We start from the raw sequence: 26,777 nt of genomic DNA, 5'->3' as shown, positions 1-26,777 counted from the left end.
CGTTACTCCGCTGCTTCCGCTTCCTTGCCGAGAACCGGCAATTGCATTTCAAAAACCGCCCCACCGCCCTCGGCATTATGGGCCGTCAGTCGTCCGCCAAGATCGGTCACGATGCCGGACGAAATCGCCAGCCCCAGTCCGACACCCTCGCCGGGCTTTTTCGTCGTATAGAAAGGCTCGAAAATGTTATCGAGTTCCTTGATGCCATGGCCGTTGTCACGCACCCGCAGCGTGGCAAGCTCACCCGCCGACAGCAGAAGGTCGATCTGCGGCGCAGCTACGTCCTTGGTCGCATCCAGTGCATTGCGCAAGAGGTTGATGATCACCTGCTCCAGCCGGATGCGGTCGGCCATCACCATGACGGGCTGGCGCGGCAGGGTGCGGGTGATACGCACCACCCGTGCCTTCAACTGCGGCTCCATCATCGACAGCGCGGACGACAGCGCGTTGCGCAAATCCACCGGCTCGAACGCCTCGCCGCCCTTGCGGGCATAGGATTTGAGCTGCCGGGTGATGGCGCCCATCCGCTCGATCAGATCGTCAATGCGCTGGAACGACGACAGCGCCTCTTCCGGCCGCTTGCGCTGCAACAACAGCCTCGCGCCCGCCAGATAGGTCTTCATCGCCGCCAATGGCTGGTTCAGCTCATGGCTGACCGCCGCTGACATTTCCCCCAGCGCGGCCAGCTTGGACGATTGTGCAAGGGTCAGTTCGGCAACCTCAAGGTTCTTCTGCACCTTCTCGCGCTCGGCGATTTCGCGGCTGAGCCGGGCATTCAGCAGACGCAACTCCGCCGACTCGCGCCGGAAGCTTTGCGATTGCGACCAGGCCCGCCGCGACAGCATGTAGAATGTCAGCGCCGCCAGAATGGCAAAGCCCATGATCTCCAGCGCGATCACGCCGTTCACCCGTTCGCGCACCGAATCATATTCAGTAAAGGTGATCATCTTCCAGCCGCGGAACGGCACCCGCGCCTCGGTCCGCAGCACCGCCTCGCCCGAGACATAGGCATCGGGCGGGTTCTGCGCCCAATCCGCCGCCCCTTTCAGCGCCCGGCCAAAGGCCGAAGGCGCCTCGGGCGAGATCAGCGCCTGTTCCACCGACTTGCCGCGCCAGACCGGCTCGGTCGCCAAAAGGACGGTGCCCTCGCTGTCGGCCACCACCACCTCGTCCTGCAGGCCCGCCCAGGCGCGTTCATGCTTCATCAGGTCCACGCCGACCACGATCACACCCAGCACCCGCCCCTCGGCGGTGATGCCGCGCGAATAGGTAAAGTCGAACCCGCCCCCTTCGCGCGGAGCGGCGGCAAAGACCGTGTCGCGGCTGCGCTGCGCCTCGAAGAAATAGCTGCGGTCGCGGTGCGAAGTGCCCAGAAGGTTGCGGTCCGTCGCCCCCACAGTGCGCCCGTCCTTGTCCAAGAGCATGATCGAGGCGACGCCGATTTCCTCCTGCACCTGCATCAGGCGCAGGGTGGTGTCGGGAAAGCTGTCGCGCACCAGCGCATCGCGGATCGCGGGATCATCCGTCAACAGCAAGGGCACAACCGAGGTGCGCTGCAACTCGCTGATAACGTTACCGGAATACAAGGCCAGCCGCAGCTCGGCCCGGTTGCGCGTGGTTTCGGTAAACCGCTCGGACAGCCAGCGGTTGGTGGTCAGAACCGTGCCCGCCGCCACGACCAGCAGCAGGCCCACAGCCAGACGCATCCGCCAGGAAACGGCGGCGGGGGCGGAATCGCCGCTTTGGGTCGGATCGTTCACGTCCTGCATGGCGCCAGTTTAGGCGCCCCCCTGCCGGCCCTCAAGGCAGGCCCGCTCAGGCCAGCGCCATCCCGCCCATCAGGCTGGCAAACAACGCCGCCCCATCGGCCCTGCCATGGGCCGGGTCCACCACCCGCTCGGGGTGGGGCATCATGCCCAGCACGCGGCGGTTGGCCGACAGCACCCCGGCAATGTCATCCATCGCGCCATTGGGCGTCTGGGTATAGCGGAAGGCGATGCGGTCTTCGGCCTGCAACTGCGCCAGCCCCTCGGCATCAATGGTGTAATTGCCATCGTGATGCGCCACCGGCACGGTGATGACCGAACCCTTGCCATAACCGGCGGTAAAGGCGCTGTCGGTGGTCTCCACCCGCAGCCCCACCGGCTTGCAGACGAATTTCAGCCCGGCATTGCGCATCAGCGCGCCCGGCAGAAGCTGCATCTCGGTCAGAACCTGAAAGCCGTTGCAGATGCCCAGCACATAGCCGCCGCGCGCCGCATGGGCCCGGATCGCCGCCGCGATGGGCGATTGCGCGGCGATGGCCCCGCAACGCAGATAATCGCCAAAGGAAAAGCCGCCCGGCACACCCACGACATCCACCCCTTCGGGCAGGGCGCTGTCCTTGTGCCAGACCCGCGCCACCTGATAGCCCGCCCGCTCGAAGGCGACGGCAAGGTCGCGGTCACAATTCGACCCGGGGAAGGTAACGACGGCAGCTTTCATCGCGGAAATCCTCTGTCTGGGGATGGCCCGGCCTTAGCGCAATGCAGCCGCGGCATCCAGAGCCAATCCGGCCCCGGCTTTCATCTTGGCGAAAATATCCCGGGGTGAGGCCCCCATCGGGGGCCGAGGGGCAGCGCCCCTTTTACCCGGCGAAATCGGTGATCACCGCCACACCGGGCGGCATCGGCCCGCCAAAGGCGCGCAACTCGGCACTGGTCGCCGACAAGGGCACCTCACGCGCCACGATGGGCCGCACATCGACCCGCCCGGTCTCGATCATCGTCAGAAGCGAGGGATAGCGCCAGGACGGCATCCCGCGCGAGCCGTAAAGCGCCAGTTGCTTCATATAGACGGCATTCATGTTGATCTGCATCACCGCGGTATGGCCCACCGGCAGCCCCACCTGCACATGCCGCCCCATGGGCCGCAGACATTCGATCGAGCCATTGGCGGTCGCCTCGATCCCCAGCGCCTCGACGCTGACATGGGCGCCGCCCCCGGTCGCCTCGACGATCCGCGCCGCCACATCGCCCTCGCGCGCATCGAAGGCCAGTTCCGCCCCGAGCGACAGCGCATGGGTAAGCCTTTCGGGCACCACATCGACCACCACCACCCGCGCGCCCAGCGCCCGGCCCAGAAGCAAGAGCGACAGCCCCACCCCGCCGGTGCCATGCACCGCCAGCCATTCACCCGCCTGCAAGGCCGCCCGCCCGGTCAGCGCGTGCCAGGCGGTCGTGACACGGCAGCCCAGCCCCGCCGCCAGCGCGGGCGACAGGCTTTCCGGCAGCCGGGCAAGGTTATGGGCGTGGGGGGCGCTGACATATTCCGCCCAGGCCCCCGGCTCGCCAAAGCCGGGCACCCGCTGCGCCCGGCAGGTGGTGCTGTGGCCGGACCGGCATTCGGGACATTGACCGCAGGACAGGATGAAGGGCGCGATCACCCGGTCCCCCGGCTTCCAGCCCGAGAGCGGCCCGGCCTCGACCACCTCGCCGCAATATTCATGGCCGGGAATGGCGCCGGGCTTGACCTTGGGATGCTCGCCCACCCAACCGTGCCAGTCGCTGCGGCAGATGCCGCAGGACAGCACCTTCAGCACCACGCCATCGGCCTCGCAAACCGGATCGGCGACGGTCTCAAGGCTGAGGTCGGCGTTATAGGCACGAATGACGGCAGCACGCATGGCAAACTCTCCGAAAGCTCACTGCATTACGGCGGCGGCCCTGCACGGCGTCCTGCCCGGGCGCGACGTTTCCGGTCGCGCAACGCAAATCTTTTCGAAAAGATTTGCAAATTCCTTCGAAGGAATTTGCGTCGCGCTTACAGCAGCTCGACGCGGTAGCTTTCGATCACGGTATTGGCGAGCAGCTTGTCGCACATCGCCTTGACGGCGGCTTCGGCGGCGGCGGCATCGGTTTCGGTCAGATCCAGCTCGATCACCTTGCCCTGCCGCACCCCCTGCACCCCGGCAAAGCCCAGCGTGCCCAGCGCATGGCGCACCGCTTCGCCCTGAACATCCAGAACGCCGGTTTTCAGCATCACGGTGACACGGGCTTTCATGGCATTCTCCGAAGGTTGCAGGCTGGTTTCAGGCTATGGCGCCCCTTACCGCCCGCATCGCCGGGCGGCAAGAGGCAAGTGCGGCTCAGTTGATCAGCGTCGGCTTGGTGGTATGCGTGACGTTCGAGGGCAGCACCCCCAGACGCCGGGCGAGTTCCGAATAGACATCCGCCAGCGGCCCGGGTTCGGTCCCCTGCGCGCCGGCCGCCTCGCGCTCGGCGGCGGCGCGGATATCCCAGAGACGGCAACTGTCGGGGCTGATCTCATCCGCCACGATCAGGCGCATGAAATCGCCCTCCCAGACCCGGCCTACTTCCAGCCGGAAATCGGCCAGCCGGATGCCCACGCCCATCATCACGCCCGACAGAAAGTCATTCACCCGCAGCGCCAGCGCCACGATATCGTCCAGATCCTGCTGGTTGGCCCAGCCGAAGGCCACGATATGCTCTTCGGCCACCATCGGATTGTTCAGCCGTTCGTCCTTGTAGTAATATTCCACAATCGGGCGCGGCAGCGGCGTGCCCTCGGGGATGCCCAGCCGCGACGACAGATCGCCGGCGGCAAAGTTGCGGATCACCACTTCCAGCGGGATGATTTCGGCCATGCGCACCAGTTGCTCGCGCATGTTCAGGCGGCGGATGAAATGGGTCGGCACGCCGATCGAGTTCAGCCCGGCCATGAAGAATTCCGACAGCCGGTTGTTCAGAACGCCCTTGCCATCGACCGCAGCCGGGGCGGCTTCGGTTTGCGACGGGGCGGAATCATCCTTGAAATACTGGATCAGGGTGCCCGGCTCTGGCCCTTCGTAAAGGATCTTCGCCTTGCCTTCGTAGACCTTTTTCCTGCGCGCCATGAATGCCTCTGTTCCAATGGGAAACGGGGCGGCGCTGGCCACCCCTCCCTTTGGCTGCGGCTATAAGCAACCCTCAGCCCAGACGCAACCCAGGCGTGACGAATCCGGCCTGCTCTGGCAGGCTCAGACGCAGCCATGGAGGGTGTGATGGGGCGCGAAGCGGCGGGCGAAATCCGGTTTGACGGCAAGGCAGGCCCCGGCAAGCTGTTGCTTGAGGCCGAAGGACTGATCCTGCGCGGCGCAGTGCGGGCGCAGATCGCGCGGGGCGAGATCACCGGCTTTGCCGCCGCGGGCGATACCCTGCGGATCGAGACCCGGCCGGGCGTGATCGAAGCCGATCTTTGCGCGCGGGAGGCCGCAGCCTGGGTCCGCGCGCTGGCCAAACCGCCGCCGGGGCTGGCCGAAAAGCTGGGCATCGGCCCGGACAGGGCCGTGCTGCGGCTGGGTCCGGTGACCGATGCCGCGCTGCTGGAGGCCCTTGCCGGGGTCGGGGATGGGGATGGGGATGGGTCGCCCGTGCTGGCCGTTGCCGAATTGCCCGACCTTGCTGCACTGGAGGCGGCGCTCTTGGTGATGGCGGACCATCCCGGTCTGCCGCTCTGGACGGTAACCCCAAAGGGCAGAGGCACCCCCCTGCCCGAGCCCGTCCTGCGCACCCGGATGCGGGCGGCGGGCTGGCGCGATACGAAGTCCTGTGCGGTTTCGGCCCGGATGACCGCCTGCCGCTGGCATCCGCCCGCGATTGCCGCCCCCGATTGACCCCGGGCGCATCGGCCGCAGCTTGCAGGGGCTTGAAGCGATGCCCCGGCTTGGGCATATGGGAAGAAAGCATCCATGACCCCGGAGGGCCAGCCCATGACCACGTTCGACGACCGCGAGAATGCCTTCGAAAACAAGTTCGCCCATGACTCGGAGATGCAGTTCCGCGCCGAGGCGCGCCGCAACAAGCTGACGGGTCTCTGGGCCGCCGGGCTTCTGGGCAAAGAGGGCGATGCCGCCGCCGAATATGCGATGAGCGTGGTCGCCGCCGATTTCGAAGAGGCCGGCGACGAAGACGTGGTGCGCAAGCTGGCGGCCGATCTGGGGAGCAAGGCCAGCGCCGACGAGATTCGCGCTAAACTGGCCGAATTGCTGCCGGTCGCCAAGGCGCAGTTGATGAACGAATTCTGATCCCGCTTCAGGCGGTTCAGGGGGCCGGGCACCGCAGGACGGCGTCCGGCCCCCGCTTTTTGCCCCCCTGCCGCACCGGGGGCCTGCGCAATTGCCCCGCGCCGCGTCGAACATCATCATGCGGATTATGAATTTGCCAACGCCCCCTGCCCATGGCAGGAGAAGGCAAAGCCCCAAGGACCGAAGGCGGATCATGTCCCTCGATAAACTCTCGCAGCTCCTGTCCACCCGCGACTGGCTGATGGCCGATGGCGCCACCGGAACCAACCTGTTCAACATGGGTCTGACGGCAGGAGAACCGCCGGAGCTTTGGAACACCGACAAGCCCGAGAATATCCGCAGCCTTTATCGCGGCTCGGTTCAGGCCGGGTCGGACATCTTCCTGACCAACACCTTCGGCGGCAATGCCGCCCGGCTGAAGCTGCACAATGCGCAAGGCCGTGTGCGCGAGCTGAACCGCGTCGGCGCAGCACTGGGCCGCGAGATCGCCGATGCCTCAGGCCGCACCGTGATCGTCGCCGGCTCGGTCGGCCCGACCGGCGAAATCTTTGAACCGATGGGCACCATGACCCATGCCACCGCCGTCGAAATCTTCCACGAACAGGCCGAGGGCCTGAAGGAAGGCGGCGCCGATGTGCTGTGGATCGAGACCATTTCCGCGCCGGAGGAATACAAGGCCGCCGCCGAGGCGGCCCGGCTTGCCGGAATGCCGTGGTGCGGCACGATGAGCTTCGACACCGCCGGGCGCACGATGATGGGCGTCACTTCGGCCGGGCTGTCCGATCTGGTCGATACCCTGCCCTATCCGCCGCTGGCCTTCGGTGCCAATTGCGGCGTCGGCGCCAGCGACCTGATGCGCACAGTCATGGGCTTCATCGCCCATGGCGCCCATTTTCCGGTGATCGCCAAGGGCAATGCCGGCATCCCGAAATATCACGACGGCCATATCCATTATGACGGCACCCCGGAATTGATGGCGGAATATGCCGTGCTGGCGCGCGATGCCGGGGTGAAGATCATCGGCGGCTGCTGCGGCACCATGGCCGAACATCTGGTGGCGATGCGCGCGGCGCTGGAAACCCGGCCGCGCGGCCCGAAGCCGACGCTTGAGGATGTTTCGGCCAAGCTGGGTGGCTTCTCCTCGACCTCGGACGGCACCGGCGACACCTCGGGCGAGCCGAAGCGCGAACGGCGCGGGCGCCGCGGCTAGGGCCGGGCCAAATTCGTTCGAACGAATTTGCAAATTTCTTCGAAGAAATTTGGATGAGCCTCAGAAGAGGCTCATCTGATCCCCTGCCCGGGGCGGTGGTGCAAATAGGTCGCAGCGCAGCCCCGGCATGTCGCGCACCAGATCCAGCCGCTTCACCGCCTTGGCGAAACGCTGCGCCAGAAGTTCCGCCCAAAGCCCCTGCCCCTTCATCCGCCGGCCCCATTCCGGGTCATAGTCGCGCCCGCCGTGCATGTCGCGCACCCGGGCCATGACCTTGGCCGCGCGGTCGGGCACATGGCTTGCCAGCCAGTCCCGAAACAGCGGCGCCACCTCGCCGGGCAGGCGCAGCGCGATATAGCTGGCCGCCACCGCCCCCGCCTGCTTCACCGCTGCAAGGATCGGCTCAAGTTCGTGGTCGGTCAGGCCGGGCACCACCGGCGCCACCATGGCCCGCACCGGCACACCCGCCGCCGTCAGCCGCCGGATCACCTCAAGCCGCCGCGCGGGCGCTGCGGCCCGCGGCTCCATCCGCCGCGACAGGCCGGGGTCCAGCGTGGTGACCGAAATCCCCACCCGAAGCAACCCCTGCGCCGCCATCGGTGCCAGCAGGTCAAGGTCGCGTTCGATCAGCGTGCCCTTGGTGGTGATGGCCAGCGGATGGCGAAAGGCCGCCAGCACAGCAACCACCTCACGCATCACCCGCCATTCGGCCTCGCAGGGCTGATAGGGGTCGGTGTTGGTGCCGATCGCCACCGGCGCCACCTTGTAGGACTTCGCCCGCAACTCCCGCTCAAGCACGGCGCCGATGCCGGGGCGGGCGATCAGCCGGGTCTCGAAATCGAGGCCGGGCGAGAGGTTGAGGTAGGCATGGCTCGGCCGGGCAAAGCAATAGATGCAGCCATGTTCGCAGCCGCGATAGGGATTGACCGAACGATCAAACGGCAGATCGGGAGAGCGGTTGAACGTCAGAGCCGAACGCGGGATCTCTGCCCGCACCTCGGTTTTCAAGAGCCGGTCGGTCTCTTCGATATCCCAGCCATCGTCAAAGGCGACGCGGGCCGTCGGCTCATACCGGCCGGCGGCATTGTCGGCCGTGCCCCGGGCACGGACCCGGCTTCCGGGCAAAAGGGTTCGGTCGGTTCCGGTCATGGCGGCATGATAGAACATTAAGGGAACACCCCCAAGTCTTTTCCCGCCTGCGACCCCTTGCTGTCGGCTTTGACTTCGGCCATGTCGTAAACCGAAAAGTGCCAGCCGGGCTTTGGCCCCAGACACATGGCAACTGCCCGAAGGAGCGCCCAGATGGCCGACGACGAAATCATCCTGTCCGAACTTTCCGATGACGAACTTGTCCTGCAGATGCATGACGACCTTTACGACGGTCTGAAGGAAGAGATCGAGGAAGGCGTCAACATCCTCTTGGAACGCGGCTGGACGCCCTATGACGTCCTGACCAAGGCGCTGGTCGCGGGCATGACGATTGTCGGCGCCGACTTCCGCGACGGTATCCTCTTCGTTCCCGAAGTGCTGCTCGCCGCCAATGCGATGAAGGCGGGCATGGCCATCCTCAAGCCGCTTCTGGCCGAAACCGGCGCGCCGCGCATGGGCAAGATGGTGATCGGCACCGTCAAGGGCGACATCCACGACATCGGCAAGAACCTTGTCGCCATGATGATGGAAGGCGCCGGCTTTGAGGTGAAGGACCTGGGCATCAACAACAGCGTCGAGAAATATCTCGAGGCGCTGGAAACCGAACAGCCCGATATCCTTGGCATGTCGGCCCTGCTGACCACCACCATGCCCTATATGAAGGTCGTGATCGACACGATGAAGGAAAAGGGCCTGCGCGAGGATTACATCATCCTCGTCGGCGGTGCGCCGCTGAACGAAGAGTTCGGCAAGGCGATCGGCGCCGATGCCTATTGCCGCGATGCGGCTGTCGCGGTGGAAACCGCCAAGACCTGGGTTGCGCGCAAGCACAACCAGATGAACGGCTGAGACCGCCCGCAAGGTATGGAAAGGCCCCGCAGTGCGATCTGCGGGGCCTTTTGACTTGCCCGGGGCGCGCAGTATGGCAATCTGTCGGCATTTCAGCCGATGCTTTGCCCCCGAAGGTCCGTCATGCCCGAAGTTGCCATGTCCCCCGAACACAAGCGCGTCTTTCAGGATGCGGCAAAGCTGTTCAACGTCACCATTCTGGTGCGGCGGACCAATCTGATGTCGCTGCGCTTCATCGGCGACAAGGATTGCGTGGCCAAGCGGCTGGACTGCAAGGCCAAGACGGCGAACAACCCCTATGCCCATCCGGTGGCGGGCCAGATCGACTGTGCCGGGCTGGTGGTGGACCCCACGGTCACCGGACCCGCCGCCTATGAGACCGACAAGAAATACCAAAAGGCGCTGGACATCTGGGGCAGCTTTTCGCAGGCCCAGATCCACGAGAAGGTCCGCACATGGGAAGATCAGCAAAGCCTGACCTATGTGCCGGGCGGCAAGCAGTATTTCGTCGATCTTGACCCGGCGAGCAAACGCTATGGCTGCCTGAAATTCTCGTCCAGCAGCCATCTTCTGGCGGGCAAATACATTCACGGCGACTTCGATCTTTACGGCATCGTTCCGGCCTCGGACCCGGGCCGCAACATCGCCGTCTTTGAAGAGCGGCTGGGAGAGGCGCATTCCCGCAGCCCCGAATTTCTGGATGTGCAGACCTTCATCAACCGCCGCTGCGGGGTGCCGATGATCCTGCATGGCGCGCAGGAAACCTATTCCGACGAACATGGCGACGAGAAGATCGACATCTTCTTTGCCGATGGCGAAATCGGCTATTGCGAAACCGGCGAGGAAATCGCCTGGCTTTACCGGACGGTGTTCGAGGGGCGCCGGCTGTTCACCAAAAACGGGCCGAAAATGGTGGTGCGCGGCGGCTATATGATGCCGGCCTGAGGGGCGGGCTCTTGGCAAAGGCGCCGCGCGGGTCCATCTTTGTTGCAGAGGAGATTGCGATGCCCCTGCCCCATTTTCTTGCCATTGTCCTTGCCGTGATCGCCGCCGCCGGAGCCACGCTCTGGGCCGTGCAGGCGCTGGACCTGCCGCTGATCTGGGCGGCGCTTGGCGCCCTTGTGCTGGCCGCCGCCGTCCGGGGTCTTGCGTGGCGCTGACTGGGGACAAGGCCCCGGATGACGACAGCCTGACCGAAAGCGGGCTGGCGGTCGGACCTTCGCCCGAGGCGGCCGGGCGTGTGCTGCTTTTGGCTTGCGGTGCCTTGGCGCATGAGGTGCTGGCGCTGAAGCGGCTGAACGGCTGGGACCATCTCGATCTGCAATGCCTGCCTGCCAAGCTGCACCTCTACCCCGAGAAGATCACCGAAGAGGTGGTGCGCGTGGTCGAGGCACGGCGTGGCGATTATGACGCCATCCATGTGCTTTACGCCGATTGCGGCACCGGCGGCCAGTTGCAGGCCGCCTGTGACCGTCTGGGGGTCGAGATGATCGCCGGGCCGCATTGCTACAGCTTCTTTGAGGGCAATGATGCCTTTGCAGCCCATGCCGACAGCGAGTTCACCGCCTTCTACCTGACCGATTTTCTGGTGCGGCAGTTCGATGCCTTTGTCTGGAAGCCGATGGGGCTGGACCGCCACCCCGAGCTGCGCGACATGTATTTCGGCAATTACACCAAGCTGGTCTATCAGGCGCAGATCGACGATCCTGCGCTGGATGCCCGGGCGCGCGACTGTGCCGCGCGGTTGGGTCTGGCCTATGAGCGGCGCTTTACCGGCTATGGCGATCTGGCGGGCTTCATGGCGGATGCCGCGAGGGGTTGAAGCCGCGGAGCGGGGGCCAGCCCCCGCACCCCCGGGATATTTCTGGAGAGAGGATGGGGGGCGCAGGTCAGGGCGCCCCCCGGTTCGTTACAGCTCTTCGGCGAAGGTGGCGCGGCGGGCTTCGGCCTCACGCGCGATTTCGATGCGGACGCGGTTGCGACGGTTGAGTTCGTAGACAACGGCAAGGATCAGCGTGGCCACGATCAGGAGGAAGGCCAGCGCATTGATTGTGGGTGTGATGCCCGAGCGGACCTTGGAGAAGACATAGACCGTCAGCGTATCGGCCCCGCCCCTTGTGAACTGGGTGACGTTGAAATTCTCGATCGACTGGAAGAAGGCCACGGCGCCCCCGGCCCCGAGTGCCGGGTAAAGATGCGGCAAGAGGATGCGCCGCATCACCTGCCCGTGGGTGGCGCCCAGATCGAGTGCCGCCTCTTCCAGCCCGGCGTCAAAGCTTTGCAGCCGGGCGAGGACCAGAAGCATCACCATGGCGGCGATATAGCTGACCTGCCCCAGCACCGACAGATGCAGGCCGGGGATGAAGGGGAAGGGCTTATCCGGGCCGAAGATCGCGCCGCCCAGTTTGGTCCACATGATCATGGTGGAAATGCCGATCACCACGCCGGGGATCAGGATGGTGGAGATCATCATGCCATAAAGCGCCGAGCGCAGCCGCCCCGACACCGAATTGATCAGGATAGCCGCCGCCGTGCCGATGATCACCGCCAGCACCGCCACCGCCAGCGCCACCAGAAGCGTGTTGCGGAAGGCGATCATCATGCGGCTATCGGCCAGAAGCTCGGTGAACCAATGCAGCGTCCAGCCCTTCCACGGCACGATCGAGGGCAGTTTGTTGTCGTTGAAGGCGGCCCCCGACATCACGGCGAGCGGCGCCAGCATGAAGAACAGGAAGGCCACCATGTAGAGATGCGAAAGCGTCTGACGGAACTTGTGCATCATGGCCCCCTATTTTGCGATGTCCGAGAGCTTCACCTTGAACAACTTCATCGCCAGCGTGACGAAGACCGTGCAGAGGATCAGCAGGAGGAAGGCATAGGCCGAGGCGGTGTTCCAGTCGAGCGCGTCCTTGAACCATTGGTCGATGGTCTGGGTGAACCACTGCGAGGTGGTGGAGCCAAGGATCGACGGCACCAGAAGCGAGCCCGCCGAGAGCATGAAGACCATGACCGCGCCCGAGGCGATGCCCGGCTTGGCATGGGGCAGCACGATGCGCCAGTGGATCTTCCACCAGGGCGCGCCCAGATCGTCGGCCGCCTCGATCTGGTTGGTGTCAAGCGAGGAGATGGCGTTGTAGATCGGGAACAGCATGAAAAGCACATAGGTATAGATCAGCCCGATCACGACCGCATCGTAATCGGTGATCCAGCGGACCGGCTTGTCCAGAATGCCGATGCCGAGCAGCAGGGCGTTCAGTGGACCTTTCAGGGCAAGGATGATCCACCACGCAAAGGCGCGCAGCACCTCGGACACCCAGAGCGGCACGAACAGCAAGAGGAACAGCGTCGGCAGCGATTTGGGCTGCACCGTCTTGGCCATGTAATAGGCCAGAGGATAGGCCAGCACAAAGCAGATGACCGTCACCACCATCGAATACCAGATGGTCAGGAAGAAGGTCAGGATATGGACCGGGATGTGGAACGGGATGCCCAGAAACGAGGTCTCCACCAACCCGTCGAACACCTTCAGGTAATTGGCGAAGGAATAGGTATCGCGCGGGCCGCCCACTTCGGTCAACGGCAGATAGGGGCGGAAGCTTTGTTCAAACAGCGTGATGTTCGGCACGATCACCAGCATCACCAGCCAGAAGGCCACCAGCAACCCGATCAGCAGCGTCAGCCCCCGGCCATAGCGGCGGAACATGTCGGACATGGGTCAGCCCCTCACATTGGCGTCGGGCAAGAGGGCGGCGCGGGCGGCGTCGAAGCTGGCGTAAAGCCGGGCGCCCACATCGGGCACCGTGGCCGAGCCGTCATTGCGGATTTCGGCCACCACGATCTTGCCGGTTTCGCTGCGCGTCAGCACCGAGATGAACGAACCTTCGAAGGCCACTTCGGTCACCGTCACCGGCACGGCGTTTTCGGTTCCGGCGGTCGTCGCAAGGAAGGTGTGTTCGGGGCGGACGTAAAGCTTGACCGGCTTGCCAACGGCGTCGGGGGCGATGCGGGCGCGGAAACTGCCTTCGGGGGTGGTGAACGCGGCCTGCCCTTCGGCGGCGGGGCCGGTGCTGCCTTCGAAGATGTTGTTTTCACCGACGAAGCTGGCGACGAACCCGTTCACCGGGTTGTTGTAGATGTCGCGCGGATCGGCGATCTGCTGGATGCGGCCCTGGGACATGACGCCAACCCGGTCGGACATCGCCAGCGCCTCGCCCTGATCATGGGTGATGTAGATGAAGGTGACGCCGGTGCGTTTCTGGATGGCGCGCAACTCGGCCCGCATATGCTGGCGCAGTTTCAGGTCCAGCGCCGACAAGGGCTCGTCCAGGAGCATCACCGCCGGCTCCACCGCCAGCGCACGGGCAATCGCCACCCGCTGTTTCTGGCCGCCCGAAAGCTGGCTGACCATCTTGTCGGCCGCGCCGGGCAGATCGACCAGCCGCAGCAGCTCTTCGGCCTTGGCGCGGCGGGTCGCCTTGTCCACGCCCCGCACCTCAAGCCCGAACGAGATGTTCTCCCAGATCGACATCAGCGGAAACAGCGCGAGGTTCTGAAAGATCAGCGCCGTCGGCCGCTGGTTTGGCCGCTGGCCCTTCATGTCCTTGCCGCCGATGCGAATGGCGCCCTGCGTCGGCTCGGTAAAGCCAGAGATCATCCGCAGGATGGTGGTCTTGCCACAGCCCGACGGACCCAGAAAGGAAAAGAACTCTCCCGGCTTGATGGCGACATTGGCATGGTCCACCGCGCGAAAGCTGCCGAAATCGCAACACACGTCATCAAGATCAATCCCTGCGCTCATTGGATCGTCTTCCCCCTGTTGGTCTTTTGTTAAGGCCTTTGTTGCAGCCTAGCAGGCCGCTATTGCCCTGCAATGGCTATAGCCAGATTGGCCTGTCGGATTGGTCCAGCGCCGGTGGCTTCTGCCCGAAAACACGCACGCCGGGCTCCTTGCGGAACCCGGCGCGGATAGGGTTGGCCCCTTGATCAGGCGGCCTTGTATTTGTCGGCGTATTCGGCGCGCTTGGCGAGGAATTCTGCCGACTGATCGGGCCACCACCACAGCTTGGACAGAGCCTCGTCGTTGAAAGTGCCGTTGTAATAGGCCGAGACATCGGGGTTCATCAGGTCCGCCGCGCCCTTGCCCACCGGGTTCGACGAGAAGGCCGTGGCCCAGCCCGCAGCGCCCTCGGCGGTGGAGACGTATTTGACGAACTCATGCGCCTGTTCGACGTTGGCCGCATTCTTCATCAGGACAAAGCCCTGATGCCATGCAAAGGCACCTTCGCTGGGGGCGACATATTTGTAGCCGTCATTGCGCAGGTTGAAGCCGGTCGAATCCCAGCACAGGCCGACCGTGGCGCCATTGGCGGTAAAGCCGGCATTCGCCTCGTTCTCGCCCGACCACCATTGCACCACATTGCCCTTGGCCTTGATCGCCTCGGCCAGCGCGATATCCCACAGCTCGGCCATGGCGGCCATGTCGGTGTAGCCGTCCATCCACGGACGCGGCAGCTTGCCCGTGGCATCCAGCCAGCGGCCCATCGCAGCCAGCGCCGAATGGGGGCGCAGGGTGACCTGATTGTCGGCGCTGAACAGATCGCCGAGCGAGCCGGTGACCTTGGCTTCGGCTTCGTTCACCACCAGCGCCTCGGTGCCCCAGTTCGACGGCACATAAAGCAGCGCGCCATCCTTGCGGCTGCGCTCGCCCGCGGCGCCATCGGCCAGACCCGGCAGATAATTGTCCATCGCCAGCTTGGATTCGTCAAACGCGCCCAGCAGCCCGTTCGAGTTCCAGGCGCCGACGCGGTCGATGGTCGGCTCCATCACGTCGATTCCGCCCGCCTCAAGGGCCACCTTGCCTTCAGCGAACATGGTGTCCTGATCGGGCAGTTCCTTGAAGTTCACGGTGATGCCGGTGGCGGCGGTGAAGGCCGGAAAGACCTTTTCGGCCAGCGCCGGATACCCGGCCCAGCCCACGAAGTTCAGCTCGCCCGACGAGGCCAGCGCCTTGGACGAGATGAGGGCCGGCGCAGCCAATGCGCCCGCGCCCACGGCAGCAGACCGCTTGAGAAAGCCGCGGCGGCTGATCGAAGAGGAATTCGACACGGTAGATGCTCCCTGAGTTGTTCCGCTGACGCGGATTTGTAAGGCAGGCAGGCTGCCCTTTTTGACAGACACAGGCTGGGGGGCGATCCGTGACAAAACCACGACAAACCGCCCCTTTGCGCGGTCAGTAAGGCAAGCTTACTCGCGCGCAGGGGGACGGTGTCAACAAATTGCTGTGAGGCCAGTTAAGACAAAGCCATAAGGCCAGAAACTCGCCCATAGGGAGAGTTCGTTGCCCGGCCATGGTTTTGCCCGATCAACTCTCGGGGTCGGCCCGCATCGGCCCAAGGCCAAAGCACAGGTTTTCAGCAAAAGCGGCGGTCAGCCCAGTCTCCGCACCCGCTTTGAAGCCGAAATTGAACAGGCCGCTGCCCTGCGCACCTGCCGCCGAAAGGCCGAAGGTCACGCCCTGCCCGGCGGCGCGCGGCGGCGCGGACAGCCGCCAGATCCGGGTTTCGGGCGGCAGGCCCAGCCGGTGCAGCACATAATCGCCCGCTGCACACCAGCTTGCCGCGGCCCCCTGCCCGGCCGAGGCCAGCACCTCGAACTGCCCCTCTCCGCGCGCCTCGACCCTTTCGCCAAGCCGGGTGGTGTATGCGGCGGCGGGCGCCGCGGCGAGGACAAGGACCGTCAGAAGGGCAAGGCGCATGGCGATACTCCGGTTTCTACGCCTCAGGTGGGGGATTGGCGGGCCGGGGTCAATAGGGCAAGGCACCAATTCAGGCGCGGTTCACCAGCATCAGCGCCGCCCGGCGGAAGGTTGCCGCAATCTGGCCGCGCATCGGTTCGGCGACGCCGGTTTCGTCCATGGCACGGTCCATCACAGCCAGCCAATCCTCGGCATCCTGCGCCCGGATTTCGACATGGGCGTGAATCTCGCGCAGGTTCATATGGCCGTGGCGTTCGTGGTAATAGCGCCGCCCGCCGAAAAAACCGCAGAGGAAGGCGAACTGCTCGGGCCGCACATGGCTCAGACCGTGGCCGCGCAGATGCATGTCCATGATCGCGGCGCCCTGCGGCAGGGTCTCGATCAGGTCATAGAAGCGGTCCACCAACAGGTGAACCGCCGCTTCGCCGCCGATCCGGTCGATCATCGGTTCCATGGCATCAGCCCTGCGGACGGGTCTTCTTCGGGTCGTAATGCGACAAGGGCACGATCACCGCCGGAAGCCGCTTTTGCTGCCCGTCCAGCTTGCCCACCTCGATCGCCGTGCCGACGTCGGCATGGGCCACATCCACCCGCGCCAGCGCAATGTTCTTGCCCAGCAGCGGCGAGCGCATGGAAGAGGTCACCTCCCCCACCTGCGCGCGGCCGATGTGCAGGCAATCGCCGTGATGGACATCGACATTGCTGTCGATCTCAAGCCCGACGAACTTGCGGCTGGGGGTGTCCTTGCGGCGGATCAGCGCCTCGCGTCCGATGAAATCGTCGGTCTTGGATTTCAGCGGCACGGTAAAGCCGATGCCCGCCTCGAACGGGTCGGTCTGGTCGCTGAAATCATAGCCGGCAAAGATCAGCCCGGCCTCGATCCGCACCATGTCCAGCGCGGCAAGGCCCATCGGCTTCAGCCCCAGATCGCCGCCATGTTCCCAGACGGCATCATAAACCGCAGAACCATCCTTGGGATGACAGAAGATTTCAAAGCCCAACTCGCCGGTATAGCCGGTCCGCGACACCACCAAGGGCGCCCCGGACGGCCCGCCCAGACGGGCCACGGTGAAGCGGAACCAGCCCAATTCGTCAATCGTTGGCTGATGCGGCGCGGTCCAGACCATGCGGCGCAGAATCTCGCGGCTGTTCGGCCCCTGCACCGCCAGATTGTGCATCTGATCGGTGGATGAACGGACCATGGCGCGCAGGCCCAGCTTTTCCGCCTGTTCCCGAATCCAGATGCCGGAATAATCGTCGCCGCCGATCCAGCGGAACTGGTCCTTGCCCAGCCGGAACACCGTGCCGTCGTCGATCATGCCGCCATGTTCATAGCACATCGCGGAATAGACCACCTGCCCCGCCGACAGCTTCTTCATGTCGCGGGTCACCACCCATTGCATCAGCGCCTCGGCATCCGGGCCGGTCACCTCGAACTTGCGCAGCGGGGACAGGTCCAGCACCACCGCCTTTTCGCGGCAGGCCCAATATTCCTCGATCGCGCCGTTCTGCGAATAGGTCTGGGGCAGCCAATAGCCCTTGTATTCCAAGACATTGCGGGTGCGCGCCGAGATGCGGTCGTGGAAGGCGGTTTCCTTGGTCATCTTCGGCTCCGAATCTGGGGTAGGACGCCAGGCGATGGCGCGGCTGAACTTTTCGGCACCCGAATAGGTGCGCACATGGATGTCGGACAGATACCAGCCATTGGCCGGTGAGGTATCGTCCGGGCAGGCAGAGTTGACGCAGACGATATCGGTCAGCGCCCGCAGCAGCACATAATCGCCCGGGCGGCTCCAGGGTTCGTCACTGATCAGCACGCCATGGGCGTCGATATTGGTGTTGAAGAACATGTTGACGGCCATCCAGCCCGGACGGGCCGTCACGCCGCGGTCCTTCAGCGCGGCGTTGAAATTGTCCGAACAGTTCACATGGCCCGGATAGCCGATGTCATCGTAATATTTGCTGGCGCAGGCCATGGCAAAGGCGTCATGGCGGCCCACGGTATCCTGCACCACCTCAACCAGCGGCACCCAGTCCTGATCGAAGTATTTCGAATGCAGACCCGGCATCGAATAGGCATGGCCCATCAGCGTGCGCGAGGTGGTCACGTCCAGCGCATGTTCAATGCCCCGGTCCAGCTTGCGCGCGTCAAAGCATTGAAAATCCGTGCATTGGCGGCCATCGACATCGAGGATCTGGATATAGTCGCCCGCCTTGACGAAATAGCTTTCGGCGGTGGCGGATTTCACCCGCAGGTCCAGCACCGGGTCTGCCAGCGGATCAGGCAGATCGTGTTTTCCGATCAGTGCAGGCTTAGAACGCTGCACCAGCAGGGTCAACGGTGTGGCAGTATCCTGCGCCTCGGGGGCCATCGGCAGGCCCGGCGCGGCAAGGATCAGCCAGCCATCGTCCAGCGCAGTCATCTCGGCCCGCGCTCCGGCAGGCGTGTCGGGTGCAAAAAGCCGAACCGAACCCGCTGACGCCAGATCAATCCCCCGCGCCGCAATTCCCCGCCGCAGCGCGCCCATGCCCGAACCGCCCCCGGCGAGCAGCGCCTTCAGCCCCTCGGCCTGACCGTTGGGCGCAAGGCCCAGCACCGCCGCGTCGATCCGCCCGTCCGGCGCCACAGCAACGAGTTCGGCGGGCTGGCCCCCCTCGTCATTGATCAGGGTCAGCCGGTCGCCCTGTCCCAGCCGCAGCATCACCACCCCGGCGCCCGGCACGACATGCCGTTCGCGCCCCGGGTGGCGTTGCAGCGCCTGCGGTGTCAGGATGCGCGAGGGGCGCGGCGGGCCGGGGATGATCTGGGGATAGGGCGTGTCGAGCATGGCTTTCCCTTGCGCCTCTCTTTAATGAGGATAAAACTTGTTCATCAGGAAGAATAACCACGGGTTTCGCGTGGCACAAGCATTGCGTGAGGGAGTGGCCCGAAAATGCTGGCACTAAGCCTTGGGATCGCGGCGGCCTTTGCCTGGGCGCTGCATGACCTTCTGGTGCGCAAACTGGCGCAGGGGGCGGCCCTTTTGCCGATGATGCTGACGGTTCTGGCCGCCGGGAGCGTGGCCTTGCTGGCCCCCGCGCTGATCTGGGCGGATTGGGGGGCGGTCAGCCTTGCCGGGCTGGGCGTGTCGGCGCTGGCGGGTTTTGCCTATGCTTTGGGCATGGGCGGGCTGTATCGGGCGTTGAGCGTGGCGCCGGTGCGGCTGGTGGCGCCGATTCTGGGCGCCTATCCGATGCTGTCGCTGGGAATCGCCGGTCTGCAGGGCCGGGCGATTGCACCGCTGGAATGGGCGGCGGTGGCGGCCATTGTTCTGGGCATCGCCGTGGTCGCCGTGACGGGACGCGAGGAAACCGCCGGCAGCGGCCCGGTTCTGCCCGCGCTGCTCTGGGCCGGTCTGGGGGCTGTGGGCTTTGCCAGCACCTTTGCGCTGGGGCAAGAGGCGGCGCGGCTGATGGGCGACCTGCCCGCCACCCTGACCGCGCGGCTTGTCACGCTGGGGCTGATCGCGGTTCTGGCGCTGGCGCTGCGCGCGCCCCTGCTGCCGCCGCGCAGCCAGCGCGGCACGCTGGCCGCGATGGGGGTGCTGGACGCCCTGGCGCTGGGGCTGGTTCTGGCCTCGGGCAGCCTGCCGCACCCCGAATATGCCGCCGTCGCCTCGGCCCTCTTCGGGGTGCTGACCATCCTTCTGGCATGGCGTCTTCTGGCCGAAGCGGTGCGCCCGGTGCAATGGGCAGGCATCGCCACGGTTTTCGCCGGAATCGCCGTGCTGTCGGTGCAGGGATAGCTATTCCGCCGCCTGCGCCGCCCCCAGCCCTGACATCAGCCGCCGCTCATCCTTGGGGCTGACGCCGTAAAGCTCGGCATAATGCCGCGCCATCGGGCCGGAGGTGGGATAGCCCACCGACACCGCGATCTGCGACAGACTGTCGTTGGAATAGAGCACCCGCTGCCGCGCCTTGGCCAGCCGCAGGTGGCGGTAATAGCGCAGCGGGCTTTGCCCGGTTTCGCGCTTGAACAGCCGCTCGAAATGGCGGCCCGACATGTCCACCGCTGCCGCGACATCGGGAATGCGCAGCGGGTCTTCGACATGGGTTTCAAACAGCCGGATCGCCTCGCGGATCGCGGGCGGCAGGCGGTCTGCCGTGCTGGCGGTGCGGGCGACGGGCACTTTCTGGCTGGCATCCTCATCGCGCACGAAGGGATGCTGGAACCAGCAGGCCACCTCGGTCATGCATTGGCGGCCCAGCCGTTCTTCGATCAGGCGCAGCATCAGGTCGAACACCGCCCCCGCGCCCGAAGCCGTAATCCGCCGCCCGTCGCGCAGGATCACCGCCTCTGACGCCTCGACCTTGGGAAATTCGGCCTTGAAGGCCGCCTCATAGCACCAATGCACCGAACAGCCCTTGCCCTCCATCAGACCGGCCCGGGCCAAGGGGAAGATGCCCCCGGAAAAGGCGCCCAGCACCACGCCCGTCCGCTCCAGCCAGCGCAGCCTTGCCTGACCGTGGCGCGGATCGGCAAAGGCGCCGGTGGGCGGCGACAGGATGTAAAGATGGTCCAGCCCCTCGCATTCGGCCAGGGTCACATCCGGCTCGAACCGCACCTCGGCCGAAGAGCGCACCGGGGCATGACTTTCCGCCACCAGCCGCCATTCAAACTGGCGCCGGCCCGAGATTTCATTGGCCGCCCGCAAAGGCTCGATCGCCGAAGTCAGGCAGGCCATCGGGAAACCCGGGAACATCAGGAAGCCAAGACGCAGCGGGGCAAGCGTCGCCATCATCAGTCCTCGGGCCACCAGCCGGGCGAGGTGGGGGCACCGTCATCATATTTCGACAGCCATTCCACCATCGCCGGCCGGTTGCGGATAAAGCCCTTGTAGGTCGCAAGGTCCGGGTGCAGGTCGCGCACCACGCGGTGCAGGCGGCGGCCCCATTTCGGCACCGTCACCAGCTCTTCGAACTTGCCAAGATAGCAGCGGATGTCGAAGGCAATCGCATTCGAGCGGGGCAGACGATACAGCGTCTGCAATTCGACCCGCAGATGCTGCTTGTTGCCAAGGTTCTCCTGCGTCAGCGTGGTCTTTGACGGCCCCCATTTCGGATAGGTTTCCGGCGCGGTGTCGAGCAGGGGATTGACCGTCATCGTCCAGTTGAAGCGGCGCACCGGGGCGCCGTGCTGCAATTTCAGCAGGAATTTCAGCGCCCGGTCGAACACGCCCATGTCATGCGCCAGCGGCACCGGCGCGTGCCATTCCATGAAGCTCATCCCGATGTCGAAATCCAGCGACCAGTCCGCTTGGCTGGTGATCATGCCGGCATCCATCCACAGATCGTTGTCGCGTTCGTCCTGAAGGCTGAAATCGCCCTGCGTCTGGCGGGTGATGTATTCAAACGGCCCGTAGGGCAGCGTGCTTTCGTCAAGGAAGGTAAAGGTATGGTCGATGCCCAAGGGCCGGTTGATCCAATGCCAGCGGTTGCCGTCGCGGGTCAGGCTGAACCATTGCGGATAGTCGCGCGCCTTGGACACCATGATCAGTTCCAGCAAGTCCCAGCCCGCCAGCGTCATATGCGGCAGCGACTGACAGCGCAGCGGATCGTCGGCCAGCACCTTGGCGCGGTCGATCATTTCCGAGACATAATGCTCGTCCACATCGAACTCATGCTCAAAGACCGAGCCTTTTCGCCCCGGCACATGCGGCTCCATATTGACCGAATACATGTAGTCGTCGCGGTCGAACGGGAAGGGAAAGCGGCGGATGTTCTGCGGCGAGTTGCGATAGGTGAAATCGTCGCGGAAGGTCTCGTCGCGGAAGAAGTCGTTGAACGCGCCGGGTTTGAAATCAAGGCTCATGGGGCGGCTCCTATCGGTCGATGACGAGGGTCTTGCCCTCAAAACGGGAAACGCAGGGCATGATCTTCTGCCCTGCCGCCATCTCTTCGGGCGACAGCCAGTGGTCGCGGTGCAGGATGGTGCCTTCACAGCGAATCACATGGGTTTCGCATTGCCCGCAGGCCCCGCCACGGCAGAGGTAGGGGGCATCGACGCCCGCCGCCTCCATCGCCTCAAGCAGGGATTGGGTCTGGCCGACGGTGATCGTCTTGCCCGAGGCGGCAAGCTCCACGGCGAACGGCAATCCGGTGCCGGGGGCAAGGAATTCCTCGTGATGCAGCGCGCGGGCGGGCCAGCCCATGGCTTCGGCGGTTTTCAGAACCCAGGCAATCATCCCCTTGGGGCCGCAGACATAGAGATGCGTGCCCAAGGGCTGCATCGACAGGATGCGGCCAAGGTCGATCGACTGGCCAAGATCGTCAAAATAGCAATGCACCCGGTCGGGATGCGCCGCCGTCAGACGGTCCATATAGGCCCCCAGCGCCGGATTGCGCGCGGCGTAATGCAGCTCGAACTTGCCGCCGAAATGCGAAAGCTGCGCGATCTGCGCCAGAAACGGCGTGATGCCGATGCCGCCCGCGATCATCAGATGCTTCTTCGCCCGGTTATCCAGCGCGAACAGGTTCACGGGATGCGAGATCACCATCTCCATTCCCGGCACGACGTGACTGTGCATGTAAAGCGAGCCACCTCGCCCGGCATCATCCCGCCGCACCGAGATTTCATAGCCCGAGCCATCCTCGGGGTCGGACATCAGCGAATAGGGGTTCAGCCGCCTTGTGCCGTGATCGTCCATTTCCACCACGGTATGGGCGCCGCCGGAAAAGGCGGGAAGCGCGCCGCCATCACGCGCCACAAAGCGGAAACGTTTGATCAGGTCATTGACCTGCACCACCTCGGCCACGCGGACGTGGAGTTTTGCGCCGCCGCTCATTGGAACCTCACTACCGCTTCGGGCACCTGACCCGGGTCTTCCGCATCAATGTTCACCCCCTGAAACGCCGCCAGCCGGCGCGAGTAATGGTCGCGCACAAAGAGGTTCAGGCCGCAATGGCTGCACCGGAACGGATCGGTGGCGACGTTTTCGGTGATGCCCTTGCAATGCACACATTGCACGCGCCGCACCGTTGATCCGCGATGCTCCTTCTGGATCGCCACGAAGGGCACGCCGGTCGCCATGATGTCGCGCTCGGCCTGCCCAATGAGCCCCTCGGTTCCGGCAAGATAGAACTGGGTGCCCATGTGGGCATCGGCCAGAACCTTGGCCAGACGCGGCAACAGCGTGGGGATGGTCGGCGCGCGGAACACCTGCGCGGCCCCCAAGGCTTGCAGGCTGTCCCATTGGTCGGTGCCGTTCGGGCCGGGTGTGTAAAGGATATGCGCCGCAGCCAGCATCGCGGCGCGGTCGGGCGCGCGGGCAATCAGGTCAACCACGGCTTCGGCGCCTTCGCCATCGGCCACGATCAGATGCAGACGGCCCGGGCGCGGCGCGAGCGTCGCATAGACCGGGCGACTTTTGATTGTTGTGGAAAGGGGGGTCTGTGTCATGCATTCCGTCCGTTTGTGGCCGTCCGTTTGTGGATTTGCACCCGGCCGGGGGCCCCTGTCCGCGCCGACAGGCCCCCGACCGGGTTCAGGCAGGATCAGTCCTTGGCCGTGCGGCGCTTCTTCTCGATGTCATAGAAGGGCAGCGAATGGGTCTTGGCCTTGATCGGGCCATGGGTGCCGCATTTCACCACCAGATCGGTGCCGTTGTTGGCGCAATCGACCGGCAGGCGGGCGATGGCCACGGTCCAGTCGTTCAGCGGCGAATACATCGCCTGCGTCACCACACCGACCTGCGTATCGCCCCGGAACACCGGCGCGCCGTTGCCGGGCACATTCTTGCCTTCCAGCTTCAGCCCCCAGATCTTGAAGCGTTCCTTGCCCTTCAGCCGGTAATGCTCTTCCGCGCCACGGAAGCCCACCTTGCCGGGCGAGACGGTGAAATCGAGGCCAAGCTCCCACAAAGTATCGCCAGGGCCCTCATTCTCGAACGGATACATTTCCGAATTGTCGAAGGGGAAGAACAGCAGATAGCTTTCGGTGCGCAGCATATCCAGCGTGGTGAAGCGGCAGGGGATGATCCCCATGGAAGCGCCTTCCTCCAGAATCCGGTCCCAGATCATCACGGCATCCTGCCCGCGGCAGAAAATCTCATAGCCGCGCTCGCCGGTGTAGCCGGTGCGCGACAGGGTGATCGGCTTGCCGAAGAGGCTGGTCGGCATGTGGCTGAAATAGCCAAGCTGGCGGACGCCCGGAATGTGCTTTTCCAGATAATCCACCGCCAGCGGCCCTTGCAGCGACAGATCATGCAGGTTGTCGTCAAAGCGGATCGACACATCGCGGCCGGTCGCCGCCATGGTCAGTTGTTCATGCCCGGCACCCGAGCCATGCACCACCATGAAGCTGTTCGGCCCCATCCGGTAGATCACGCAGTCATCGACGAACTTGCCCGCGTCATTCAGCATACAGGCATAGACCGCGCGGCCCGGCATCAGCTTTTCGACATTGCGGGTTGTTGCCCGCTCGATCACATGGCTCGCGGCATGGCCGGTGATATGGACCTTCTTCAGACCCGAGACATCCATCAGCCCGGCCTTGGTGCGGATCGCCATGTATTCGGCATCCGGGTCGCCCTTGGAATAGGACCAGGCGGTGCCCATCCCGCTCCAGTCTTCCAGATTCGAGCCAAGCGCGCGGTGGCGGTCGATCAGCGTCGAAAAACGCCAGGAATTGGTCATCTGCGGTCTCCCTGAATTGGTCTGATTTTCGCCAAGTCTGTTAGGGTCTGCGACGAAAATCAATAATGAAATGCAAGTATTTTTCTTCGCAGAAAACATTGCATGAAAAAAGGGCCGCTTGCGCGGCCCCCTTTCCCTAAGCGTCAGAAAACAGGCACTCAGGCCGGCAGCACGAAGAACCAGTTGGCCCAAAGCACCACCGCCGCCCCGGCGACCAGCGCCAGATAGGGCAGCATCCCGGCCTTGCGTTCGCCCAGATCGCCTTCTTTCAGGCCCAGATCGTCATAGGCTTCTTTCGGGAACTTGCCGCCATCGACGATGTAATGGCGATACCAGAACACCGGGAAGATGAAGGCGGCAAAGACCAGACCCGACCACAGCGCATTCTCGTAACCCCAGACCTTGGCCCCCGCGCCCAGGAACAGCGCGTTCACAAAGGCCAGAACGGTGTTGATGCCGATCAGCCATGTCGGCGCCTTCCACGGGCGCTCCATATGCGCCGAATCGATGCGGTGGATCCAGCCGGCATTCAGGTTCAGGAAGTTGAACATGATGTAGCCGACGTTCGAGATCGCCAGCACATAGAAATAGCCAGCCACATCCGAGGCCAGCGCGAGCAGGATGACGTTGAAGGCCACGTCGGTCCACATCGCCTTGTGCGGGGCGCCGTGGCTGTTCACTTCGCCCAGATACTTGGGCAGCCAGCCATCGCGCGAGCCCTGATAGAGCGTGCGCGACGAACCGGCCATCGCCGTCATGATCGCCAGAAACAGCGCCATGATCATCAGGATCACGAAGATCTGGGTGATTACCGGCCCGCCGCCGATCATGTTGCCAAGCGCCTCGCCGACGCCTGTGCCATCGACGATACCAGCCGCCAGCATCCCCTCCTGCCCGAGAACGCCCTGAAAGGCGAAGGGGATCAGGAAGAAGAACACCGCGCAAAGCAGGCCCGAATAGAAGATCGCGCGGAAGGTGTCGGTCTTGGGGTCTTTCAGCTCTCGCGTATAGCAGACGGCGGTTTCAAAGCCGTAGGTGGACCATGCGGCGATATACATACCGCCCAGGAACAGGGTCCAGCCGCCGATGTTCCACTCTCCGTCCACGCCGGAATAGGCGGCGGTGGGCGGCAGCAGGTTGGTGACGTTCATCGTGTTGATGGCGCCGGTCAGGATCGGCACGAGACCGACGAGCAGCAGCGGCACCAGAACGATGATCGCCAGCCATTTCTGCGCGCTGGCGGTCTGCGCCACGCCGCGGTGCTGGATCGCCAGAATGATCAGCATCAGCGCCACGCCGATGATGAAGGTCGAGTTGAAATGCAGCGTGCCAAGCCCCGGGATGGCGATGTTGAACGCCTCGTAGCCGCGGAACCACGGCGTCAGGGCATTCACGCCATCGGCGGTGGCAACAGCGGTGATGGCATCGGCAGCGGTGCTTCCGGCATTGGCGGCCAGATATTCGACAACCGCCGGGGTTTCCGCCGTATAGCTGGCAAGGTTCGCTGCCACCCAATCCACCACCTGCTGGCTTTCGGCCAGCGGGATCGGGAACAGCGCGTTCAGGATATAGCCCGCCGCGATGGCGCAGCCCAAGGACAGCACCGGCGACCAGGCGAACCAGTTGCACCAGACCGACAAGGGCGCGATCAGCTTGGAATAGCGCAGCCAGGCCGTGGCGCCGTAAACCGAGGTGCCGCCCGACTTGTTGCCGAACATGCCCGCCATTTCGGCATAGGTGAAGCTTTGCAGAAAGCCCATGATCATCGACAGTATCCAGACGAGGAAGGCCAGCTTGCCCGTCGTCCCCGCAATCCCGCCGATCGAGAACAGCACCAAGGGCGGCACACCCGCCGCGACCCAGAAGGCGCCTCTCCAATCCAATGCCCGGACCATTTCGCCCGAGCCTGATTTATTCGTCATATCCCTCTCTCCTGTTGAACCCGGCGGAGGGTTCGGGGTTGGCCCCGTCCTTCCGCGCCTTAATTTCCGAACGATCCGCCTTGGGGCAGCACGCCCGGCGGTCTTCCGTGGTCTCCTTGTTCCCGCGTTTCCCCGGCGGCACCGGACCGCGCAAGG

General features: G+C 64.6%; 27 protein-coding genes. 8 read left to right on the top strand and 19 right to left on the bottom strand.

What is annotated here, in order from left to right; translation table 11 throughout:
* Positions 1 to 2: 2 nt before the first annotated feature.
* The 5 genes from HS053_RS03885 to HS053_RS03865 all read right to left on the bottom strand — a co-directional run bounded on the left by HS053_RS03885 (position 3) and on the right by HS053_RS03865 (position 4,894).
* Entirely contained in the window at positions 3 to 1,769 is a 1,767-nt protein-coding gene (locus HS053_RS03885; protein ID WP_174209893.1) for a sensor histidine kinase, read from the bottom strand.
* 46 nt (positions 1,770 to 1,815) lie between these two features.
* On the bottom strand, positions 1,816 to 2,484 hold the full coding sequence (gene purQ / locus HS053_RS03880; RefSeq protein ID WP_174209892.1) for a phosphoribosylformylglycinamidine synthase subunit PurQ: 669 nt from the start codon (positions 2,482 to 2,484) through the stop codon (positions 1,816 to 1,818).
* 142 nt (positions 2,485 to 2,626) lie between these two features.
* The gene (locus HS053_RS03875) at positions 2,627 to 3,664 is read right to left on the bottom strand and encodes an alcohol dehydrogenase catalytic domain-containing protein (protein ID WP_174209891.1); all 1,038 of its coding nucleotides are present in this window, start codon (positions 3,662 to 3,664) and stop codon (positions 2,627 to 2,629) included.
* Between the two features lie 137 nt (positions 3,665 to 3,801).
* Positions 3,802 to 4,041, bottom strand: a complete 240-nt coding sequence (purS, locus tag HS053_RS03870; RefSeq protein ID WP_174209890.1) for a phosphoribosylformylglycinamidine synthase subunit PurS — start codon at positions 4,039 to 4,041, stop codon at positions 3,802 to 3,804.
* Positions 4,042 to 4,126: 85 nt separating this feature from the next.
* The gene (locus tag HS053_RS03865; RefSeq protein WP_174209889.1) at positions 4,127 to 4,894 is read right to left on the bottom strand and encodes a phosphoribosylaminoimidazolesuccinocarboxamide synthase; all 768 of its coding nucleotides are present in this window, start codon (positions 4,892 to 4,894) and stop codon (positions 4,127 to 4,129) included.
* Between the two features lie 147 nt (positions 4,895 to 5,041).
* On the opposite strand from HS053_RS03865, the gene HS053_RS03860 reads away from it, so the two are divergent.
* The 3 genes from HS053_RS03860 to bmt all read left to right on the top strand — a co-directional run bounded on the left by HS053_RS03860 (position 5,042) and on the right by bmt (position 7,274).
* Positions 5,042 to 5,653, top strand: coding sequence for a hypothetical protein (locus HS053_RS03860; RefSeq protein WP_174209888.1), 612 nt, complete (start codon positions 5,042 to 5,044; stop codon positions 5,651 to 5,653).
* A 96-nt stretch (positions 5,654 to 5,749) separates the two neighbouring features.
* Entirely contained in the window at positions 5,750 to 6,064 is a 315-nt protein-coding gene (locus HS053_RS03855) for a DUF1476 domain-containing protein (protein WP_174209887.1), read from the top strand.
* 193 nt (positions 6,065 to 6,257) lie between these two features.
* Entirely contained in the window at positions 6,258 to 7,274 is a 1,017-nt protein-coding gene (gene bmt, locus HS053_RS03850; RefSeq protein WP_174209886.1) for a betaine--homocysteine S-methyltransferase, read from the top strand.
* A gap of 60 nt (positions 7,275 to 7,334) precedes the next feature.
* Here bmt and HS053_RS03845 read toward each other — a convergent pair whose 3' ends face one another.
* On the bottom strand, positions 7,335 to 8,441 hold the full coding sequence (locus tag HS053_RS03845; RefSeq protein ID WP_458358875.1) for a PA0069 family radical SAM protein: 1,107 nt from the start codon (positions 8,439 to 8,441) through the stop codon (positions 7,335 to 7,337).
* Positions 8,442 to 8,576: 135 nt separating this feature from the next.
* On the opposite strand from HS053_RS03845, the gene HS053_RS03840 reads away from it, so the two are divergent.
* The 4 genes from HS053_RS03840 to HS053_RS03825 all read left to right on the top strand — a co-directional run bounded on the left by HS053_RS03840 (position 8,577) and on the right by HS053_RS03825 (position 11,094).
* The gene (locus tag HS053_RS03840) at positions 8,577 to 9,272 is read left to right on the top strand and encodes a corrinoid protein (protein WP_174209885.1); all 696 of its coding nucleotides are present in this window, start codon (positions 8,577 to 8,579) and stop codon (positions 9,270 to 9,272) included.
* A 123-nt stretch (positions 9,273 to 9,395) separates the two neighbouring features.
* Positions 9,396 to 10,217 (top strand): hypothetical protein, encoded by an 822-nt coding sequence (locus HS053_RS03835; RefSeq protein WP_174209884.1) that lies wholly within the window; start codon positions 9,396 to 9,398, stop codon positions 10,215 to 10,217.
* 59 nt (positions 10,218 to 10,276) lie between these two features.
* Positions 10,277 to 10,432, top strand: a complete 156-nt coding sequence (locus HS053_RS03830; protein ID WP_174209883.1) for a hypothetical protein — start codon at positions 10,277 to 10,279, stop codon at positions 10,430 to 10,432.
* Positions 10,423 to 11,094, top strand: a complete 672-nt coding sequence (locus HS053_RS03825) for a DUF1638 domain-containing protein (protein WP_347233289.1) — start codon at positions 10,423 to 10,425, stop codon at positions 11,092 to 11,094. Before HS053_RS03830 ends, HS053_RS03825 begins: the two co-directional genes overlap by 10 nt.
* A gap of 87 nt (positions 11,095 to 11,181) precedes the next feature.
* Here HS053_RS03825 and HS053_RS03820 read toward each other — a convergent pair whose 3' ends face one another.
* The 7 genes from HS053_RS03820 to HS053_RS03790 all read right to left on the bottom strand — a co-directional run bounded on the left by HS053_RS03820 (position 11,182) and on the right by HS053_RS03790 (position 18,854).
* Complete coding sequence (locus tag HS053_RS03820; RefSeq protein WP_206677579.1) at positions 11,182 to 12,051, bottom strand: ABC transporter permease; 870 nt, start codon at positions 12,049 to 12,051, stop codon at positions 11,182 to 11,184.
* Positions 12,052 to 12,060: 9 nt separating this feature from the next.
* Positions 12,061 to 12,984, bottom strand: a complete 924-nt coding sequence (locus HS053_RS03815; RefSeq protein ID WP_174209881.1) for an ABC transporter permease — start codon at positions 12,982 to 12,984, stop codon at positions 12,061 to 12,063.
* Positions 12,985 to 12,987: 3 nt separating this feature from the next.
* Positions 12,988 to 14,070 carry an ABC transporter ATP-binding protein gene (locus HS053_RS03810; protein ID WP_174209880.1) on the bottom strand — a complete coding sequence of 361 codons (1,083 nt, stop codon included), beginning with the start codon at positions 14,068 to 14,070 and terminating at the stop codon, positions 12,988 to 12,990.
* Positions 14,071 to 14,255: 185 nt separating this feature from the next.
* On the bottom strand, positions 14,256 to 15,377 hold the full coding sequence (locus tag HS053_RS03805) for an extracellular solute-binding protein (protein WP_174209879.1): 1,122 nt from the start codon (positions 15,375 to 15,377) through the stop codon (positions 14,256 to 14,258).
* 256 nt (positions 15,378 to 15,633) lie between these two features.
* The gene (locus HS053_RS03800) at positions 15,634 to 16,026 is read right to left on the bottom strand and encodes a hypothetical protein (protein ID WP_174209878.1); all 393 of its coding nucleotides are present in this window, start codon (positions 16,024 to 16,026) and stop codon (positions 15,634 to 15,636) included.
* 70 nt (positions 16,027 to 16,096) lie between these two features.
* Positions 16,097 to 16,480 (bottom strand): group II truncated hemoglobin, encoded by a 384-nt coding sequence (locus tag HS053_RS03795; RefSeq protein ID WP_174209877.1) that lies wholly within the window; start codon positions 16,478 to 16,480, stop codon positions 16,097 to 16,099.
* 4 nt (positions 16,481 to 16,484) lie between these two features.
* A complete protein-coding gene (locus HS053_RS03790) occupies positions 16,485 to 18,854 on the bottom strand; it encodes a DUF1989 domain-containing protein (RefSeq protein WP_174209876.1) in 2,370 nt (789 codons plus the stop codon).
* A gap of 105 nt (positions 18,855 to 18,959) precedes the next feature.
* On the opposite strand from HS053_RS03790, the gene HS053_RS03785 reads away from it, so the two are divergent.
* Positions 18,960 to 19,811 carry a DMT family transporter gene (locus HS053_RS03785; RefSeq protein WP_174209875.1) on the top strand — a complete coding sequence of 284 codons (852 nt, stop codon included), beginning with the start codon at positions 18,960 to 18,962 and terminating at the stop codon, positions 19,809 to 19,811.
* On the opposite strand, the gene HS053_RS03780 is transcribed toward HS053_RS03785, so the two are convergent.
* From HS053_RS03780 to HS053_RS03755, 6 genes are all read right to left on the bottom strand, one after another.
* Positions 19,812 to 20,804, bottom strand: coding sequence for a GlxA family transcriptional regulator (locus tag HS053_RS03780; RefSeq protein ID WP_174209874.1), 993 nt, complete (start codon positions 20,802 to 20,804; stop codon positions 19,812 to 19,814).
* A gap of 2 nt (positions 20,805 to 20,806) precedes the next feature.
* The gene (locus HS053_RS03775; protein ID WP_174209873.1) at positions 20,807 to 21,877 is read right to left on the bottom strand and encodes a heme-dependent oxidative N-demethylase family protein; all 1,071 of its coding nucleotides are present in this window, start codon (positions 21,875 to 21,877) and stop codon (positions 20,807 to 20,809) included.
* A 10-nt stretch (positions 21,878 to 21,887) separates the two neighbouring features.
* Positions 21,888 to 22,850: a PDR/VanB family oxidoreductase gene (locus HS053_RS03770; protein WP_174209872.1), complete on the bottom strand. Its 963-nt coding sequence runs from the start codon at positions 22,848 to 22,850 to the stop codon at positions 21,888 to 21,890.
* Positions 22,847 to 23,464 (bottom strand): dimethylamine monooxygenase subunit DmmA family protein, encoded by a 618-nt coding sequence (locus HS053_RS03765; RefSeq protein ID WP_174209871.1) that lies wholly within the window; start codon positions 23,462 to 23,464, stop codon positions 22,847 to 22,849. Before HS053_RS03765 ends, HS053_RS03770 begins: the two co-directional genes overlap by 4 nt.
* Before the next feature lie 95 nt (positions 23,465 to 23,559).
* Positions 23,560 to 24,699 (bottom strand): aminomethyltransferase family protein, encoded by a 1,140-nt coding sequence (locus HS053_RS03760; protein ID WP_174209870.1) that lies wholly within the window; start codon positions 24,697 to 24,699, stop codon positions 23,560 to 23,562.
* Between the two features lie 158 nt (positions 24,700 to 24,857).
* Entirely contained in the window at positions 24,858 to 26,621 is a 1,764-nt protein-coding gene (locus tag HS053_RS03755) for an APC family permease (RefSeq protein WP_174209869.1), read from the bottom strand.
* Positions 26,622 to 26,777: the final 156 nt, after the last annotated feature.

This window comes from Tabrizicola fusiformis, from assembly GCF_013328815.1.
GTDB lineage: Bacteria > Pseudomonadota > Alphaproteobacteria > Rhodobacterales > Rhodobacteraceae > Fuscibacter.
This window is presented reverse-complemented; position numbering and strand designations above follow the sequence as displayed.